15 protein-coding genes are annotated in these 17,779 nt (G+C 62.4%); 10 read left to right on the top strand and 5 right to left on the bottom strand.

Annotation, left to right across the window (positions count from 1 at the left end; genetic code table 11):
- The first annotated feature begins 43 nt into the window (after nucleotides 1-43).
- On the top strand, nucleotides 44-1,456 hold the full coding sequence (locus tag AC07V8_RS02080; RefSeq protein WP_494676873.1) for a PepSY-associated TM helix domain-containing protein: 1,413 nt from the start codon (nucleotides 44-46) through the stop codon (nucleotides 1,454-1,456).
- Nucleotides 1,457-1,462: 6 nt separating this feature from the next.
- On the opposite strand, the gene selD is transcribed toward AC07V8_RS02080, so the two are convergent.
- The 3 genes from selD to AC07V8_RS02065 all read right to left on the bottom strand — a co-directional run bounded on the left by selD (nucleotide 1,463) and on the right by AC07V8_RS02065 (nucleotide 3,513).
- On the bottom strand, nucleotides 1,463-2,521 hold the full coding sequence (selD, locus tag AC07V8_RS02075) for a selenide, water dikinase SelD (protein WP_494676874.1): 1,059 nt from the start codon (nucleotides 2,519-2,521) through the stop codon (nucleotides 1,463-1,465).
- 70 nt (nucleotides 2,522-2,591) lie between these two features.
- On the bottom strand, nucleotides 2,592-2,825 hold the full coding sequence (locus AC07V8_RS02070; RefSeq protein WP_494721442.1) for a hypothetical protein: 234 nt from the start codon (nucleotides 2,823-2,825) through the stop codon (nucleotides 2,592-2,594).
- A gap of 34 nt (nucleotides 2,826-2,859) precedes the next feature.
- Nucleotides 2,860-3,513 (bottom strand): TetR/AcrR family transcriptional regulator, encoded by a 654-nt coding sequence (locus AC07V8_RS02065; protein ID WP_494676875.1) that lies wholly within the window; start codon nucleotides 3,511-3,513, stop codon nucleotides 2,860-2,862.
- A gap of 94 nt (nucleotides 3,514-3,607) precedes the next feature.
- Here AC07V8_RS02065 and AC07V8_RS02060 point away from each other — a divergent pair, with 94 nt between their 5' ends.
- Together AC07V8_RS02060 and AC07V8_RS02055 are read left to right on the top strand one after the other, a co-directional pair.
- Nucleotides 3,608-4,459: a metal-dependent hydrolase gene (locus AC07V8_RS02060; protein ID WP_494676876.1), complete on the top strand. Its 852-nt coding sequence runs from the start codon at nucleotides 3,608-3,610 to the stop codon at nucleotides 4,457-4,459.
- Between the two features lie 104 nt (nucleotides 4,460-4,563).
- A complete protein-coding gene (locus tag AC07V8_RS02055) occupies nucleotides 4,564-5,172 on the top strand; it encodes a DUF2242 domain-containing protein (protein ID WP_494676877.1) in 609 nt (202 codons plus the stop codon).
- Nucleotides 5,173-5,266: 94 nt separating this feature from the next.
- On the opposite strand, the gene AC07V8_RS02050 is transcribed toward AC07V8_RS02055, so the two are convergent.
- A complete protein-coding gene (locus tag AC07V8_RS02050; protein ID WP_494676878.1) occupies nucleotides 5,267-7,198 on the bottom strand; it encodes an autotransporter outer membrane beta-barrel domain-containing protein in 1,932 nt (643 codons plus the stop codon).
- Between the two features lie 189 nt (nucleotides 7,199-7,387).
- On the opposite strand from AC07V8_RS02050, the gene AC07V8_RS02045 reads away from it, so the two are divergent.
- On the top strand, nucleotides 7,388-7,855 hold the full coding sequence (locus AC07V8_RS02045) for an Lrp/AsnC family transcriptional regulator (RefSeq protein ID WP_061946074.1): 468 nt from the start codon (nucleotides 7,388-7,390) through the stop codon (nucleotides 7,853-7,855).
- A gap of 2 nt (nucleotides 7,856-7,857) precedes the next feature.
- Here the strand turns inward: AC07V8_RS02045 and metC are convergent, their stop codons facing one another.
- Nucleotides 7,858-9,057 carry a cystathionine beta-lyase gene (metC, locus tag AC07V8_RS02040; protein WP_494676879.1) on the bottom strand — a complete coding sequence of 400 codons (1,200 nt, stop codon included), beginning with the start codon at nucleotides 9,055-9,057 and terminating at the stop codon, nucleotides 7,858-7,860.
- 304 nt (nucleotides 9,058-9,361) lie between these two features.
- Here metC and ilvD point away from each other — a divergent pair, with 304 nt between their 5' ends.
- From ilvD to AC07V8_RS02010, 6 genes are all read left to right on the top strand, one after another.
- Nucleotides 9,362-11,236: a dihydroxy-acid dehydratase gene (gene ilvD / locus AC07V8_RS02035; RefSeq protein WP_494676880.1), complete on the top strand. Its 1,875-nt coding sequence runs from the start codon at nucleotides 9,362-9,364 to the stop codon at nucleotides 11,234-11,236.
- Nucleotides 11,237-11,363: 127 nt separating this feature from the next.
- Nucleotides 11,364-11,522 carry a hypothetical protein gene (locus AC07V8_RS02030; RefSeq protein ID WP_494676881.1) on the top strand — a complete coding sequence of 53 codons (159 nt, stop codon included), beginning with the start codon at nucleotides 11,364-11,366 and terminating at the stop codon, nucleotides 11,520-11,522.
- A 73-nt stretch (nucleotides 11,523-11,595) separates the two neighbouring features.
- Nucleotides 11,596-12,867 carry a TIGR03862 family flavoprotein gene (locus AC07V8_RS02025; protein ID WP_494676882.1) on the top strand — a complete coding sequence of 424 codons (1,272 nt, stop codon included), beginning with the start codon at nucleotides 11,596-11,598 and terminating at the stop codon, nucleotides 12,865-12,867.
- A gap of 101 nt (nucleotides 12,868-12,968) precedes the next feature.
- A complete protein-coding gene (locus tag AC07V8_RS02020; RefSeq protein WP_494676883.1) occupies nucleotides 12,969-13,862 on the top strand; it encodes a hypothetical protein in 894 nt (297 codons plus the stop codon).
- Nucleotides 13,863-14,054: 192 nt separating this feature from the next.
- Nucleotides 14,055-16,721 carry a DNA mismatch repair protein MutS gene (mutS, locus tag AC07V8_RS02015; RefSeq protein ID WP_494676884.1) on the top strand — a complete coding sequence of 889 codons (2,667 nt, stop codon included), beginning with the start codon at nucleotides 14,055-14,057 and terminating at the stop codon, nucleotides 16,719-16,721.
- Nucleotides 16,722-16,771: 50 nt separating this feature from the next.
- Nucleotides 16,772-17,704, top strand: a complete 933-nt coding sequence (locus AC07V8_RS02010) for a hypothetical protein (protein ID WP_494676885.1) — start codon at nucleotides 16,772-16,774, stop codon at nucleotides 17,702-17,704.
- The last annotated feature ends 75 nt before the right edge of the window (nucleotides 17,705-17,779 follow it).

Genomic DNA, 17,779 nt, shown 5'->3' with positions numbered 1-17,779 from the left:
CCTTTCGTTTGTTCGAGCACCCTATTTCTAGTAAGGAAAAACCATGCAAATCGCCTCTCCGTCAGCAATGCCAGACGACGGCACTTCCGTCGCATCGCGCAACTATCGCATCCTGTGGCGCTGGCATTTCTATGCCGGCCTGTTCGTCATGCCCTTCCTGATGGTGCTGGCGATCACCGGAGCCATCTATGTCTTCAAGCCGCAAATCGAAAACCTCCTGTACCGCGACATGCTGCACGTCGCCGCCAGCGGCCAGCCGCGGCTGGCCTACGGCAAGCTGCTCGGAATTGCCGCCGGCGCCCTGCCCGGTGACGCCACGCCAACTTCGGTATCAGTCAGCGCCGATCCGTCGCGCAGCACCGAAGCAGTGTTCCGCCTGCCATCCGGCGACAGCACCAGCGTCTACCTCGATCCGTACAGCGGCCGGCTGCTCGGCACGCTCAGCGTCGAGCACCGGCTGATGAAGCAGGTGCGGCAAATCCATCGCGACCTGCTGCTGGGACGCTGGGGCGGCTGGCTGATGGAGCTGGCTGCCTGCTGGACCTTGATCATGGTCGGCACCGGGATCGCATTGTGGTGGCCGCGCAAGCGGTTTTCCGTGTGGGGCGCCCTGCTGCCGCGGCTCGGCTTGCGCGGCCGCGCAGTCTGGCGCGAACTCCATCTGGTGGCCGGCATCTGGGTGTCGATAGGCGCGCTGTTTTTCATCCTGAGCGGCTTGCCATGGTCCAGCTTCTGGGGCAAGAATTTCCAGGCCGTGGTGACCTGGGCCGGCGCCAGCGCGCCGAAGGCGGCCGTCAAAACACCCCAGGCGCATGATATGGAGGCGATGGCAGATATGCCGTCGATGACGATGCAGGATCTGCCGCTGGCGAACGTTCCCTGGGCGGTAGGCGCAACGACAGTGCCGCAATCGCACCACATGCCGCGGCAAGCCCTGGGCACCGATCAGATAGTGGAAATCGCCGCGCGCAATGGCATGGCGACTTATCAGCTGGCGCTGCCGGGCAAGAGTTCCGGCGTGTTCACGGCGTCCTATGCGCCCGGCGCCGGCGAGTTTGTGCGTTCCGACCTGGACAGCCAGCGCACCCTGCATATCGACCAGTACAACGGCAAGATCGTCAAGGACCTGCGCTTTAGCGACTACAACCCGGTCTCGAAGCTGGTGACGCTGGGGGTGGCGCTGCACATGGGAGAATATTTCGGCCTGGCCAATCAGTTGCTGTGCGCTGCGGTTTCGCTGGCGCTGCTGGGCATGGCTGTCACCGGCTTCGTGATGTGGTGGCTGCGCCGCCCGCAAGATTCGCTAGGCGCGCCGAAACGCGTATCGCAGCCGCCGCCATCCATCGTGCGCTGGAAAAGCTACATGGCGCTGCTCGGTATCCTGTTCCCGCTGATGGGTGTGAGCATGATCGCGGTATGGCTGGGCGACACGCTGTTTTTCAGGAAACGGGCCTGAGCTGCATCAGGCAGTCACTTCGACGCCGGCCACGCCCGCCGTCATCTCGCCGATGACAGCAGCGTCGGCAAAGCCTTCACGCCGAAATAGCGCCAGCACCGCCTCGACCGCGCCGGCGTCGCAAGACACCAGCAGGCCGCCCGAGGTTTGCGGATCGGTCAACAGGCTGCGCTGGACATCTGTAATGGCCGAGGCCAGCGTCACTTCATGGCCATAGCCATCCCAGTTGCGCGGCGAGGCGCCGGTGACGTAGCCTTGCTCCGCCAGCTGCTGCACTCCCGGCAGCAAGGGCACTGCGCCCATGCTGAGGCGGGCGCACAGCTTGGCCGCGCGCGCCAGTTCCAAGGTGTGGCCGAGCAGGCCGAAGCCGGTGACGTCGGTCAGCGCGTGCACCGCGGCCATCTCCGCCAGCAGCTTGCCTGGCTTGTTCAGCTTGGTGGTGTTGTCTATCAGCGCCGCATAACCGGCGGCGTCCAGCGCTTCTTTTTTCAAGGCGGCGGAGAGCACGCCGACGCCGATCGGCTTGCCCAGGATCAGCTTGTCGCCGGCCTTGGCGCCGGCATTGCGCTTGACCTTGGATGGATGGACCAGGCCCAGCACTACCAGGCCGTAGATCGGCTCGACCGAATCGATGGTGTGGCCGCCGGCAATCGGAATCCCGGCCTCCGCGCAAATCGACTCGCCACCCTTGAGGATGCTGGCGATCACTTCCAGCGGCAGCTTGTTGACCGGCATGCCGACCAGCGCCAGCGCCATGATCGGCGTGCCGCCCATGGCGTAGACATCGGAAATGGCATTGGTGGCGGCGATGCGGCCGAAGTCGAAAGGATCGTCGACGATGGGCATGAAGAAATCGGTGGTGGCGATCAGCGCCTGCTCGTCGTTCAGCAGGTAAACGGCGGCATCGTCGGCGGTTTCAATCCCGACCAGCAATTCCTTGGGCACCGGAAAACCGCTGGAGCCCTTGAGGATCTGCGCCAGCACGCCGGGCGCGATCTTGCAGCCGCAGCCGCCGCCATGGGAAAAGGAAGTGAGTTTGATGCTGTTTGCGGAGAGATCTGACATACGATTCCTGGGGGTAAAAGTCGCCTGGAACAAGCGTCGGTTAGCGGCCGGCAAGCGCCTGGCCGCCCGGTTATTTATCTTGATGCAACTGCCTTGCAGCCTGCAAAAAAGCCTCTGGTGAAATATCCGCCAGATCGAGTATCTGCGCCGTCGAGAACTGGCCGAAATTGCGCTTGATCGATTGCGCATAGGCCGGATCATGGTGCTTCAGCAACAGCTCATCAACCAGCGGCTCGACCTGCCCGGCCAATGCGGGGTATTTCATGTACGTTTCTGTTGGTTGGGGCCACACCGGAACCGTCATTATCCGGTATTTCGCGGGCAGTCCGGCAATCTGCTTAAAAATCGGGCGCGCGCGCCAGCATGCCCCAGGCCAGCTGCACCAGTTCGTCTTCAAATTCGATGCTGCCCAGCAGCGGCGACTTCTCCAGCGAGGCGCTGCGGATGGCGCCGATCACCGCGCGCGTCACCACGAACATCATGGCCGGCGTCGGCTGCCGCAGGTTGGGGTGATGGATGCGCTGCATGCTGATGGCGATCCGTTCCGCCGTCTCGCGCAAGGCCTGGGTGATGTCTTCGTGATGATCGTGCTGCCAGGCAAAGCGGATCATCGCCCGCTTGGCGCTCCTGCCGCTGCCCAGGCCCTCGATATTGATGCGGATGAACTGCCGCAGGAAGGCCTTCGGGTCGAGCTGGCCGATCTGGGTCTCGGCGCTTTCCATCAAGGCGTCCAGCTCATCCATGACGCGCCGCCGCTCGCGGGCGATCAAGGCCGACAGGATGGCATCCTTGCTGGGAAAATACTGATACAGGGTGCCGATCGAAAAACCGGCTTTTTCCGCCACCTTGTTGGTGGTCAGGCCGGCCGCGCCCTCGCTTTCCAAAATCTGAGCAGTGGTCTCGAAAATGGTTTCGATGGTGCGCTGCGCCCGCTCCTGGGTCGGCAATTTTCGCATTGTTTCAGAGGAGGAACCGGGAATTTTCTTGGCCATGTTGGCGCCTTTGAAAAACTGAGCAAGTTGCGAGTTTAAAAACTGAATAATGCTCAGTATACTGATTCTGTCGTCAATCGCCAGAGGCAAGCCAGTGAATACATCCAGTCCCTTGTTGGTAAGAAAACTACTGATCGACCTGTCGCACGGCTTTCCCCGCCACTGGCTGGCAGGCAAAGCCTTCCGCACCCAGTTTTTCAATGCCTTGTCGATGAGCTTCCCGGTCGGCGAGCAAGATTTCATCGATTCCGTGCGCGAAGCCGCGCTAGCCTTGCCGGACAGCGCCGAACACGCGCAACTGCAGGCGACGATACGCGATTTCATCGGCCAGGAAGCGACCCACCGCCGGATTCATGCGCTGTATAACGCCGAGCTGGAAAAACAAGGCCTGGTCAATCACTGGCAATACTGGGCGGCCGACCTGATCGAATTGGGGCGCAAGCGTGGCGTGCCGCCCATCAGCAGGCTGGCGATTACCGCCGCCTTCGAGCACTACACCGCGGTGCTGGCCGACCTGACGCTGCGCCACCCGGAAATCCTGCAAGACGCCGATCCGATGCTGCAGACGCTGTGGCGCTGGCACGCGGTGGAAGAAACCGAGCACAAGGCAGTCGCCTTCGATCTGTTCCGGACCCTGGACGGCAGCCACAAGACGCGGGTGCGCTGGTTTATGTTCGCCATGCTGCGCTTTACCGTGATGGCCACCAAGCAAACCGTCAACAATCTGTGGCATGACCGCGTCTTGTTCAAGCCCAGCACCTGGTTCGATGCGGCCAGCTTCTTTTTCGGCCGCCACGGCCTGGTCTGGCTCAGCACCCGGCCATTGCTCAACTACCTGAAACGCGACTTTCATCCATGGCAGCATGACAACCGTGAACTGGCGGAGCAATGGCTGGCCGCCAACGCCGCCCAGTACAGCATCGTGCGCGGCTTGAAAGGCGCGTAGGCAAACTTCTCCTGCGCGAATGCAACGAAACTCCGCCGCTTCTGTCGGATAGACTAAAATGCGATCCGCCGCATTCATTTCGCCGATTCAAGGAGTTTTCGTTCATGTCCAGGATGTTCCGCTTATCGCCTGCCCTGCTGCTGGCCCTGCTGGCTGGCGCCGTTGCCGGCTGCTCGACCACCAAGCCTAACGTCTACCAGGGCGAGGAGTTCAGCGACACCAGCACCTTTTCCCACGATTTCGCCACCTCCAGCTCGGCCACCTGCGAAGCGGCGCGCCGCACCTTGCTGAGCCAGGGCTATATCATCAAGCAGGCCAAGGCCGCCCTGGTGGACGGCCACAAGCATTTCCAGCCCGATCCGGACACGCATGTCGAAATCGAATTCCATGTGGTGTGCGCGCCCAACGGCAAGGACGACAAGAGCAGCACCTTGTTCGTCAGCGCCACCCAGGACCGCTACGCGCTAAAGAAAACCAACAATTCCGCCAGCGTCGGCCTGAGCGTACTGGGATCGGTGTCGCTGCCGATCGGCAGCACCTCCGACTCGCTGGTCAAGGTCGCCAGCGAGACGATTCCCGCCGGCCTGTTCTACGACCGCTTCTTCGGCCTGATCGAACACTACCTCGGCCTCGACAGCGGCTTGCCGGTGGCGGATTTCGACGACAAGCCGGCATTGCCGACCAAACCGGCGGTAAAAGCCGAGCAGGAATAAAGCCTGCCGCTGCAATGAAAAAAGCCGCCGGTGCGTATTGCGCCAGCGGCTTTTTTATCGGGCGGAGAAATGATACGCCGCCGTGGAAGACAGCTTAGAACACCTTTTTCAAGCCCACCTGGAAGGAATTGGTCTTGTTCCCGCCGGCAAACTGGCCGTTATAGCTGGCGTAGGCAGTAAAATCCGTCGCCAGAGCAATGCTGGCGCCGAGTTCCAGCCTGGCGCTGTTGCTCGGCCCCTGGTAGGCAGGCAGGCCGAAGCTGCCGGCCATGCCGACCAGGTTGGCGCGGACATCGCGCTCGCTGTCTTCAAACTCTTTTTCCCAGGCCAGCTTGGCAAACGGCTGCACCGAATAGCTGCCCAGCGCCAGCTTGCTGCTGACTTGCGCGCCCAGGCTGGAAACCAGCGAATTGCGCCGCTGCGAGTTGAAGTTCATGGCGCTGCTGTCATTGCCGTTTTCCGTATAGCCGCCGACATTGACTTGCTGCCAGGTCAGGTTGGCGACCGGGCTGAGCGTCGCCGCGCCGAGGTCGAAGTCATACTGGCCGCCGACACGGAACAGGAACTGATGGCCATTGGCGTTGCCGCTTTCATTGCGGGTAGCCGCACCCAGCACGATGTTGCGGGTAACGTCCTTGTACTGCAGCGAGCCGACCATGCCGATGGCGTTGAGCGCCCAGGCGCCGTCGCGGTACTGGGTGTATGCCGACAGCATGGCCTGGTCCAGCTTGAAGCCCCCTGTGTCATTGCCGAAATTCGCCCGGTTATGGGCAAAGCCGAAAGCGCCGCCGACCGTCACATTCTGGTTGACTGCATAGTCGGCGCCCACCGTCAGGCTGTTGGCCGAACCGTCCAGGCCAGGGTTGTTGCCATTGTGGTCCAGGCTTTGATGGGTATTGTCGTAGGCTGCATAGGCTTCGACCTGGCCGGCGCGCGGCGTCAGGCGCAGGCGGTCATCGATGGCGCGGGTGAAGCTTTGGGCGCTGGCCAGCGGCGCTTCCGCCAGCAGGCCGATCTGGCCTGGCGCCTGCAATACCGATTCAATGTATTGCGCCAGGACGGCATGGCCGGCGCCGGTCGGGTGGACGCCGTCGGCAAACAGATAGGTTTGATTAGCACCCGGAGCGACCAGGGTCGACGCCGTGCAGTTGCCCGAAGACGAGGTGGTGCAAGCTGGCGTGGTGACGTTGGTGAAACCGTACAGGCCCGGATTGGCGATCACCTCACGCAGCAAACCGAAGGCGTTGATCGCCACGATATTGCCGCCCAGTCCGCCCAAGCCGTTGTTCAGCGCAGTGTTGAAGCTGCTGGAGGAAGCCGTCCACAAAGTGGCCAACGCGGGAATCGCCGAACCTTCCGGCGTCTTGCCGACATCCGGCAGATTGACCACGATCACGGTGCCGGCGCCGGCCTGCTGCAACTGCCGCACCAGTCCCACTACGTTGGTAGCCTCGCCGGTCACCAGCTGGATCACCTGGGCAGCGGTGGCGGCTTGCGTCGCCGGATTAAGCAAAGCGCCGGCGTTGCTGCTGGTGTAGCCGAAAACGTCATTGGCGCCGGCCCAGACCGCATACAAACCCTTGCCGTCGAGCCGCGGATTGGCCGCCAGGTAGCCGTTGACCTGGCTGGTGACGGTCGGCACCAGAGGCGCTGTCGCCGCATCGGGCCAGCCGTTCTGCGCGGTGACGCGAGCGCCGCCGACCGCATAGTCGCTGCCGCCGGCAGCCTGCACCCCGCTCGGCGTCAGGACGGCTGCGGGATTGGCGGTGGTGCCGTATTTATGCGCCAGCAGTTGCGCCCAGACCGGATCGGGATTGGTGGTGAACGAGCGCTGCTGGCCGACGCCGGTAAAATAGCCGCTGTCGGTCAGCGAATCGCCGAAGAACACCATCTGGGAAAAATTCGCGGCGCCGGCCGGCGCACTGATAATGAAGCCGGCGCCGATCAGTGCAGCGGTACGGCTTGCCACGGTCAGTACCCGCGACATCGGGCTCAGGCGGAATGATTTGGGTAAAGATATGCGCAATTATGTCTCCTTCTTGTATTTATAGATTTGCGCCCTTAATATCGGCCACCCGGCCGGCAAAGTCAATCAAGTACATAGGCAAAACACTCGAAAATCACACCGGCGGCACGACTGGCGCTACACTCGTTGCTGCCGGCGCGCCGCTGCCACAGCAGCAGCGGCCAGCCCCTCTCCTTACTCAAGCCGACCATGGATAAAATAGATAAACAGATTCTCGCCATCCTGCAGGAAGACGCCAGCACGCCGGTGGCGGAAATCGCCGAGAAGGTCAATCTGTCGTCGACGCCATGCTGGCGCCGCATCCAGAAGCTGGAAGAAGACGGCGTGATATTGCGCCGCGTGGCGCTGCTGGACGCCGACAAGCTGAATGTCGGCGTGACGGTATTCGTCTCGATCAAGACCAGCCAGCACAACGCCGGCTGGTATGCGCAATTCAGCAATACCGTCAAACTGATTCCGGAAGTGGTCGAGTTCTACCGCATGAGCGGCAATATCGATTATCTGCTGCGGGTAGTGGTGCCGAACATCGCCGCCTACGATGCGGTGTACCAGAAGCTGACGCAGTCCAACGCTCTGTTCGACGTCAACGCCAGCTTCGCCATGGAGCAGATCAAGCACACCACGGCGCTGCCGCTTGACTACGCCGGACTGGATTAACTCTACAGCGCTTGTTCCATGCGCTTGAACGCCAAGCCCATGTCGGCGATCAGGTCGTCGACATTCTCCAGCCCGACGTGAATCCGCACCAGCGGATTCGGGTAAGTGATCTTCGACGCCACCCGGGTCGGCGGTTTATCCAGCGGCAAAGCCAGGCTTTCAAAGCCGCCCCAGGACAAGCCGATGCCGAACAACTGCAAGCCGTCGAAGAATTTGGACAGCGCCGGACGGCCGACTTCCTTCAACGCCATCGTAAACAAACCGCTGGCGCCAAGGAAATCGCGCTGCCACAGCTTGTGGCCCGGATCGGACGGCAAGGCCGGATGCAGCACCCGCTCCACCAGCGGCTGGCTCTGCAGATACTCGGCCAGCTGGATGCCGCTCTCCGAGTGCTGGCGCAGGCGCACCGCCATGCTGCGCATGCCGCGCAAGGCCAGGTAGATATCGTCGGGTCCGGCGGTCTGGCCGAAATCGTGGGCGCCGTTCTTGAGAATGTTCCAGGCGCGCTCATTGGCGCTGGCCACGCCCAGCAAAGCATCGGAATGGCCGACGATGTACTTGGTGGCGGCGTGGATGGAAACATCGACGCCATGCTCGAAGGGCTTGAAGAACAAGGGGGTAGCCCAGGTATTGTCGAGCAGGACGTAGGCGCCTGCCTTGTGCGCTTCTTCCGCGATGGCCGGGATGTCTTGCACCTCGAAAGTCCAGGAGCCGGGCGATTCGACAAACACCACGCTGGTGTTCGGCCGCATCAGCTGGCGGATGTCGCCGCCGATCAGCGGATCGAAATATTCCACCTCGACGCCCATGCGGCGCAGCACGCGGTCGGCGAAGGTGCGGGTCGGGCCGTACACGCTGTCGGTGATCAGGATATGGTCGCCGCTTTTGACGAAAGCCAGGATGCTATGGGTGCAGGCCGACAGGCCGGACGGGAACACCAGGCAGTTATGACCGCCTTCCAGCGTCACGATCGCTTGCTCGAAGGAGCGCGTGGTCGGCGTGCCGAAGCGGCCGTAGTTGGACATCGGATTGTCGATCTGGCGACTGGCTTCCCAGTCTTCCAGGTTGTTGGCGATGATGGTCGAGCCGCGGAACACCGGCGTGTTCACCATCCCCGCAAAGCGCGCAGGCTCGCGGCCGCAATGGACCAGCTGCGTATCGACATGCGTGGCCGGGGAACTGGAAGTAGGATGGTTAGACATAGGGCCTCCAAAAAATGACTGTACGGCGTGATTACCTGTGTCTATTGTAGGAGTGTGAGCGTGGAAAATTATTGCAACAAATTGCTCATAAATAGATTTTATTAGAATAATTTTCTATTATTTATTGAATCATAAGAAAATAAAAACAAAATAATATCTTTATATAGTAAATAATCGATAAATACCCCTGCCTCGATATATATGCAAATTATATTAATAGAGCATAAATCATATATTTGACACAGCCTTATGGGCAAGGCACTCTAACGCTAGCCCTGAAGCCACTTTCCCGGAGAAGCACATCATGCCGCAATATCGTTCCCGCACCACCACCCACGGCCGCAACATGGCCGGCGCCCGCGCACTGTGGCGCGCCACCGGCATGAAAGACGGCGATTTCGACAAGCCGATCATTGCGGTGGTCAACTCCTTTACCCAGTTCGTCCCCGGCCATGTCCACCTGAAGGACCTGGGCCAGATGGTCGCGCGCGAGATCGAAGCGGCCGGCGGCGTCGCCAAGGAATTCAATACCATCGCGGTCGATGACGGCATTGCCATGGGCCATGGCGGCATGCTGTATTCGCTGCCGTCGCGCGAACTGATCGCCGATTCGGTCGAATACATGGTCAACGCCCACTGCGCCGATGCCATGGTCTGCATCTCCAATTGCGACAAGATCACTCCGGGCATGCTGATGGCCGCCATGCGCCTGAACATCCCGGTAGTATTCGTTTCCGGCGGTCCGATGGAAGCCGGCAAGGTGGTGGAAAAGCTGCCGGGCGTTGCCGTCATCGACCAGAAGATTTTCAAGATCGACCTGGTCGACGCCATGATCAAGGCGGGCGACGCCTCGGTCAGCGATGCCGACATCGCTGAAATCGAACGCTCGGCCTGCCCGACCTGCGGCTCCTGCTCCGGCATGTTTACCGCCAACTCGATGAACTGCCTGACCGAAGCGCTGGGCCTGGCCCTGCCCGGCAACGGCACCATCCTCGCCACCCACGCCGACCGCAAGGAACTGTTCCTGCGCGCCGGACGCCTGATCGTGGAACTGGCCAAGCGCCATTACGAGCAAGACGATTACTCGGTGCTGCCACGCTCCATCGCCACCAAGGCCTCGTTTGAAAACGCCATGACGCTGGACGTCGCCATGGGCGGCTCGACCAACACCGTGCTGCACTTGCTGGCGGCGGCGCAGGAAGCCGAAGTCGATTTCAAGATGGCCGATATCGACCGCATCTCGCGCCATGTGCCTTGCCTGTGCAAGGTCGCGCCGATGACCGACAAATACCATATCGAAGACGTCCATCGCGCCGGCGGCATCGTCAGCATCCTGGGCGAACTGGCGCGCGCCGGCTTGCTCGACACCAGCCGCCCGACCATCCACGCCAAAACATTGGGCGACGCGATCGCCAACAACGACATCACGCAAACCCAGGACCCGGCGGTGCACAAGCTGTTCAGCGCGGCGCCCGGCGGCGTGCCGACCCAGGTCGCGTTTTCCCAGGAAAAGCGTTTCACCAGCCTCGACACCGACCGCGACAACGGCTGCATCCGCAACAAGGCGCACGCTTATTCGCAAGACGGCGGGCTGGCGGTCTTGTACGGCAACCTGGCGGAAAACGGCTGCATCGTCAAAACCGCCGGCGTCGATGAAAGCATCCTCAAATTCAGCGGCCGCGCGCGCGTCTTTGAAAGCCAGGACGACGCGGTGGAAGCGATCCTCGGCGATACGGTCCATGCCGGCGACGTCGTCATCATCCGCTACGAAGGACCTAAGGGCGGCCCCGGCATGCAGGAAATGCTGTATCCGACTTCGTACATCAAATCCAAGGGCCTGGGAAAATCCTGCGCGCTGTTCACCGACGGCCGCTTCTCCGGCGGCTCGTCCGGCCTGGTGATCGGCCACGCCTCGCCGGAAGCTGCGGAAGGCGGCGCCATCGGCCTGGTGGAAGAAGGCGACATCATCGAAATCGATATCCCTGAACGCCGCATGCACCTGAAAATCAGCGACAGCGAACTGGCGCAGCGGCGCGCGGCGATGGATGCCAAGGGCAAGGATGGCTGGAAGCCGGTCAATCGCCAACGCTACGTGTCGCAGGCATTGCAAGCCTATGCCGCCATGGCGACCTCGGCCGACCGCGGCGCGGTGCGCGATATCAGCCAGCTGAAGCGTTAAGCCCGGCGCGATATTCGCTATTGTTTCCTAGCGTTTATCTGGCAAGAAAAATGTAACTCTCTGTAAAGGAGGCCAGTGCAAACGGGCCTCCTTTTTTTGCCTTGATTTGTTATCGTTCTGAAAAAACATGTCTACGAAAAACACGAAATCCGCGAAAAAAGCCGGAGATCGACGGCTGCCGATGCTTTTTTTGGTGTTTTCCGCGCTTTCCGCAGACAAAGACTTCCACGAATCCCGTGCTGAAAACCCATCGTCGCGCTACATCCCGCGCTCGCGCCCTGCCTAAACCAGGCCCTCCATATGGTAAAGTTGCAAACCCTGCCGGACCGGCTTTGCGTCCGGCGGTTTCCCGGCTATAGATGACTTCGTTGAATAATCCCGAAATACAAACAGCAGCAACGCGCGCTACCAGGCATGCCGTCATTATCGGCGGCGGCCCTGCCGGATTGATGGCGGCCGAAGTGCTGGCCGCCGACGGCGTCCAGGTCGACGTCTACGACGCCATGCCGTCGGTCGGCCGCAAATTTCTGCTGGCCGGCAAAGGCGGCATGAACCTGACGCATTCCGAACCCTACGAAGCCTTTCTCTCGCGCTACGGCACGCGCCGCGCGCAGATCTCGCCCATGCTTGAGCAGTTCGGCCCGGATGCGCTGCGCGCATGGGTGCAGGAGCTGGGCATCGCCACTTTCGTCGGCTCTTCCGGCCGCGTGTTCCCGACCGACATGAAAGCCGCGCCGCTGCTGCGCGCCTGGCTGCATCGCCTGCGCCAGGCCGGCGTACGGTTCCACATGCGCCATCGCTGGCTGGGCTGGGACCAGCACGACGCCCTCAGTTTCGAGACGCCGCAAGGCAACATCGCCGTCAAGGCCGATGCGGTAGTGCTGGCGCTCGGCGGCGGCAGCTGGGCGCGGCTCGGCTCCGACGCCAGATGGCTGCCGCTGCTGACGCAACGCGCGGTGCCGGTGGCGCCGTTGCGGCCATCCAATTGCGGCTTCGACGTCGGCTGGAGCGAATATTTCCGCGACCGCTTTGCCGGCCAGCACCTGAAGTCGGTAGCCATCCTGACCGGCGCCGACGACGCTCAGCCGCCGGCGCGCAAGCAGGGAGAATTTGTCGTCACCGCCCATGGCGTCGAAGGCAGCCTGATCTATGCCCTGTCGGCCGGGTTGCGCGACCGCATCGCCGACAGCGGCGAAGGCGCGACGATCCGGATCGACCTGCTGCCGGACTGGCCGCTGCAAAGAGTGATCGATGAAGTAGCGCGGCCGCGCGGCGCCCGCTCCTGGTCCAGCCACCTGCAAAGCCGGCTGGGACTGAAAGGCGTCAAGACCGGCTTGCTGCGGGAACTGGTGCCGCCTGCAGATTTTATCGATCCGCTGCGGCTGGCGCATGCCATCAAGGCGCTGCCGCTGACCTTGCTGGCGCCGCGCCCTATCGATGAAGCCATCAGCAGCGCCGGCGGCGTGGCGTTTGACGGCTTGAACGGGCAACTGATGCTGAACGCCTTGCCCGGCGTGTTTTGCGCCGGTGAAATGCTTGACTGGGAAGCCCCCACCGGCGGCTATCTGCTGACCGCCTGCCTGGCTTCCGGCCGGACCGCCGGCCGTGGCGTTTTGAACTGGTTACCGTAAAATGAGCAATTTACGTACAGGCGCTTTACTCATGAACCACGCGGCTGCGCACGGCGCCGCCAGCAGACTTGCATGCAAGTCGACCAAACAAGGCTGAACCGATGAAGGAAGGGAGTGTAAAACCGGGCAAATTGTCGTGGATAGACAAACGACGCGCCAATCAGCAACGCATCCCCAAGATCGTCGGCGTGCTGATTTCCATCCTGCTCCACGTTGCTGGCATCTGGTATCTGCTGACTCAGCTGCCGGTCGAAATCCAGTCGCCGGCGCAAGGCAACATGGGCGCGGTCAGCATCACTCTGGCGCCGGCGCCCACCAGCACACCGAAACCGGCGGTCAAGACCCCGGCTCCGCCGGCCAAGCCCAAGACCGCGCTGGCGCCGGCCAAGCCGCGCCGCACTCCCCCCAAGGTCGCGCAGGAACGCATGCCGGTCACGCCGGAGGCGCCGCGCACTGTGGTCACGCCGCAGCCGGACGCCCCCAAGTACGCGCAATCGGTACAGGAAGATTTTTCCACGCAGCTGCAGGCGCGGCGTGAACAGCGCGAAGCCGCCCAGGCGCAGGAACGCGCCCTGGCGGGCGAAGATTCGCCCAGCGAGGAAGCGCCGCAGTCGCCGAACGACATCGCCAAGGCCAACATCCAGGCGCAACGCGGCTGGATGGGCATAGACAAGGCGAAAAACGGCGGCATCTTCGAGGTGCGCGACAAGACGCCGTTCCGCGCCAACCTGGTGTTCCATGGCTGGAGCACGGACAACAACCGCAGCGCGACGCAATACATCCCGGTCGAGCGCGGCGGCGAAATCAGCATCGAAGCGGCCATCGTCAACAAGATGATCGACATGATCCGCAAGAAAACCCAGACCGACATCCCCTGGCGCTCGCAACGCCTGGGACGCGTGATCACCCTCAGCGCGCGCCTGAAGGATACGGACGAACTGCAGCAGTTCCTGATGCGGGAAATGTTCTACCAGGACAGCGCCCCGCCGCGCTGACAGCCGGGGCGGCCAGGCGCCGCCCGCGGCGCTTTTCCGTGGATTGCCGAAACCGCAAAGAAATGGCGGCTGGGCCGGCTTCCGCTTACAATATCGGCTGCATCAGACCCGAATACTCCAGTAATCAGGCGCCAGCGGCGCCTGAGAAAGAACCCATTTAATGCACTCAGTTTCTTATCAGCGAGCCGCCCAATGACGGTAGCGGCGCAAAAAATCTCACCCGGCATGCAGCAATATCTCGGTATCAAGGCCGACTATCCGGACACGCTCGTGTTCTATCGGATGGGCGATTTCTACGAACTGTTTTTCGAAGATGCGGAAAAGGCCACGCGCCTGCTCGGCATCACGCTGACCTCGCGCGGCACCTACAACAACGCGCCGATCAAGATGTGCGGCGTGCCTTTCCATTCGGCCGACCAGTACCTGGCCAAGCTGATCAAGCTGGGTGAATCGGTCGCGCTGTGCGAACAGATCGGCGACCCGGCCACCAGCAAGGGGCCGGTCGACCGCAAAGTGCTGCGCGTGATCACGCCCGGCACCCTGACCGATTCCAACCTGCTGCCGGAAAAATCCGACCAGCCGCTGCTGGCCCTGTTCGTCACCCAGCAGCGCAAGACGCTCAAGGTCGGCATGGCCTGGCTGTCGCTCGCCAGCGGCGCGCTGAAGATGATGGAATTCGCTTGCGAAGCGGCGACCCTGGACACCCTGCTGAAGCAGGAACTGGAACGCATCGCACCGGCTGAAGTGCTGGTCGCCGACATGGTGGACGCCATGTTGGCCAAGGGCGTGGTCGACAAGGCCACCAATGTGCCGGAATGGCATTTCGACATTACCCACGGCCAGAAAGCGCTGCTCGACCAGCTCGCCGTCAGCACCCTGAGCGGCTTCGGCGCCGAGGGCCTGAGCGCCGCCATCGGCGCGGCCGGCGCCTTGCTGCGCTACGCTCAGTCGACCCAGGGCAAGGGCTTGCAGCACGTACGCACGCTCACGGTTGAAACCGAAAATGAATTCATCGGCCTGGACGCCGCCACCCGCCGCAACCTGGAACTGACGGAAACCATCCGCGGCCAGGATGCCGCATCCGGCGCGCCGACCCTGTTCTCGCTGCTGGACCACTGCCGCACCGCGATGGGTTCGCGCCTGCTGCGCCACTGGCTGCATCACGCCAAGCGCGACCAGACGGTGGCGCGCGGCCGCCACGCCGCGATCGGCGCCTTGATGGCGGCGGATGCCGGCAGTGCCATTTCCAGCACCCTCAGCGCGGTGCCGGATATCGAACGCATCACCGCCCGCATCGCCCTGCTCTCGGCCCGGCCGCGCGACCTGGCCGGTTTGCGCGACGGCTTGCAGCAACTGGATGCGCTGCGCGCCGACATCGCCATGTGCGGCAGCGAGAATCAAGCCGAAAATCAGGCGCCCTTGCTGCGCGAGCTGCAAACGGCGCTGGCAACGCCGATCGACTGCCTGCAGCTGCTGCAAAGCGCGATTGCCGCGGAACCGTCGACCATGGTGCGCGACGGCGGCGTCATCGCCGCCGGCTTCGACGCCGAACTGGACGAACTGCGCGGACTGTCGGAAAACGCCGGCCAGTTCCTGGTCGACCTGGAGACGCGCGAACGGGCCCGCACCGGCATCGCCAACCTGCGGGTCGAATACAACAAGGTGCATGGCTTCTACATCGAAGTCACGCACGGCCAGACCGACAAGGTGCCGGACGACTACCGCCGCCGCCAGACGCTGAAGAACGCAGAGCGCTACATCACGCCGGAACTGAAGGCGTTTGAAGACAAGGCGCTGTCGGCGCAGGAGCGCGCCCTGGTGCGCGAAAAAATGCTGTACGACCAGATCCTGCAAGACCTGGCGCCGCATATCGGCACCCTGCAAAACATCGCCCACGCGCTGGCCCAGCTCGATACCCTGGTGGCGCTGGCGGACCACGCCGCGCGCCATGACTGGTGCCTGCCGCAGCTGGTGACGGAACCGGCGATCCAGATCGTGCAAGGCCGCCATCCGGTGGTTGAAAAGCAGATCGAACGCTTCATCGCCAACGACTGCCAGCTCTCGACCGAACGCAAGCTGCTGCTGATCACCGGCCCCAACATGGGCGGTAAATCGACCTTCATGCGGCAAGTCGCGCTGATCACCCTGCTGGCCTACGTCGGCAGCTATGTACCGGCCGACAGCGCGGTGCTGGGGCCGATCGACCGCATCTTCACCCGCATCGGCGCCGCCGACGACCTCGCCGGCGGCCGCTCCACCTTCATGGTGGAGATGACCGAATCGGCCGCCATTCTTAACGGCGCCACTGAAAACTCGCTGGTGCTGATGGATGAAGTGGGCCGCGGCACTTCAACCTTCGACGGCCTGGCGCTGGCCTGGGCGATCGCCCGCCACCTGATCGACGTCAGCCGCAGCTTCACCCTGTTTGCCACGCACTACTTTGAACTGACCCAGCTGCCGGACCTGCATCCGTCGGCCGCCAACGTGCATCTGTCGGCGGTCGAGCATAAGGACAGCATCGTTTTCCTGCACGCGGTCCAGGCCGGTCCCGCGTCGCAAAGCTATGGCTTGCAGGTGGCGCAGCTGGCTGGCGTGCCGTCGCCGGTGATCCGCGCCGCGCGCAAGCACCTGGCCCTGCTGGAGTCGCAATCGATGCAGGCGACGCCGCAGTTCGATCTGTTTGCACAAGCAGCCAGCATGGATGCGCATGAGGAAGCCGATGCCGCCGATGGCAGCGACGCCTTGGGCAACGAGCTGATCATAACCCTGGACGGCATCGACCCCGACGCCCTGACGCCGCGCGAAGCGCTGGAACAGCTGTATCGCCTGAAGCATCTGACGACGGCGCAAAAAAACTGATGAACGCCGCGCTGCTACGCAAACCATCGGCAGCCTTGCCGTCGAGACTGATGCTTCTGCTCAGCCTGGCGGCGGCGCTGACGGTCAATTGCGGCGCGGCGCTGGCCGACACCACCAGCTTCAGCTTTGCCGTGATCGCCCACGCATTTCGCAGCAACTCCGACGAAACCACGCTGCGTAACGCCATCGCCGAAACCGATGCCGACAACCTGGCGTTTGTGGTGGCGAACGGCATCAAAGCCAGCAGCGAGCCTTGCTCGGACAAGTTGTACAGCCAGCGCAAGGCTTTGTTAAGCAGCGCCAAAAACGGCTTGATCGTGTCGCTCTCGGCCAGCGACTGGGTGACCTGCCGCACCGCGGCCGACCGCTCGGCTGCGATCGAGCGCCTGAACCGGGTGCGCGATCTGTTTTTCTCCGACGAATTCTCTTTCGGCGACAGCAAGATCCCCCTGATCAGGCAATCGACCTCGCCAAAATTCCACAGCTATGTGGAAAACGCCAGGTGGGAGATCGGCAACGTGGTGTTCGCCACCATCAATCTGCCGGCCAGCAACAACCACTATCTGGCGGAAGGCGGCCGCAACAGCGAATTCGAAGACCGGCAGATCGCCAACCGCGAATGGCTGCAGCGGATTTTCCTGAATGCGGCGCAAAAAAAATCGGATGCGGTCGTCTTGTTTTGCGATGGCGATCCGCTGGCGACCCAGCGTCATCGAGTCTTCGATTTCAACGTCAAGCGCGACGGCTTCGCCGAGATCCGCCAGCGCATCAGCGTCCACGCCAGCCAGTTCGGCGGCAAGGTGCTGATCATCCACGGCCCGCATGGCGCCGACACGCCCGCCTCGACCGCTATCGTCTGGCAACGCAACCTGGGCGACCTGGAAGTCAGCGGCAGCTGGCTGAAAGTCAACTTCGACCCGGCCAATCCCAAGCTGTTCGATCTTGGCAAGAACGCCGACCAGGCAAAGCTGACGCGCCGCTAAGTACCTCATCTCCCCGCCTGAGAACCTGCGTTCTAAGGACGCGCCTAAGTTTCGCATCAGTTGATAAAACATCTA

The organism is Collimonas sp. GW821-FHT02H07 (assembly GCF_059421505.1).
Note: the sequence above shows the minus strand (reverse complement) of the source record. Positions and strands in the feature narration are given on the sequence as shown.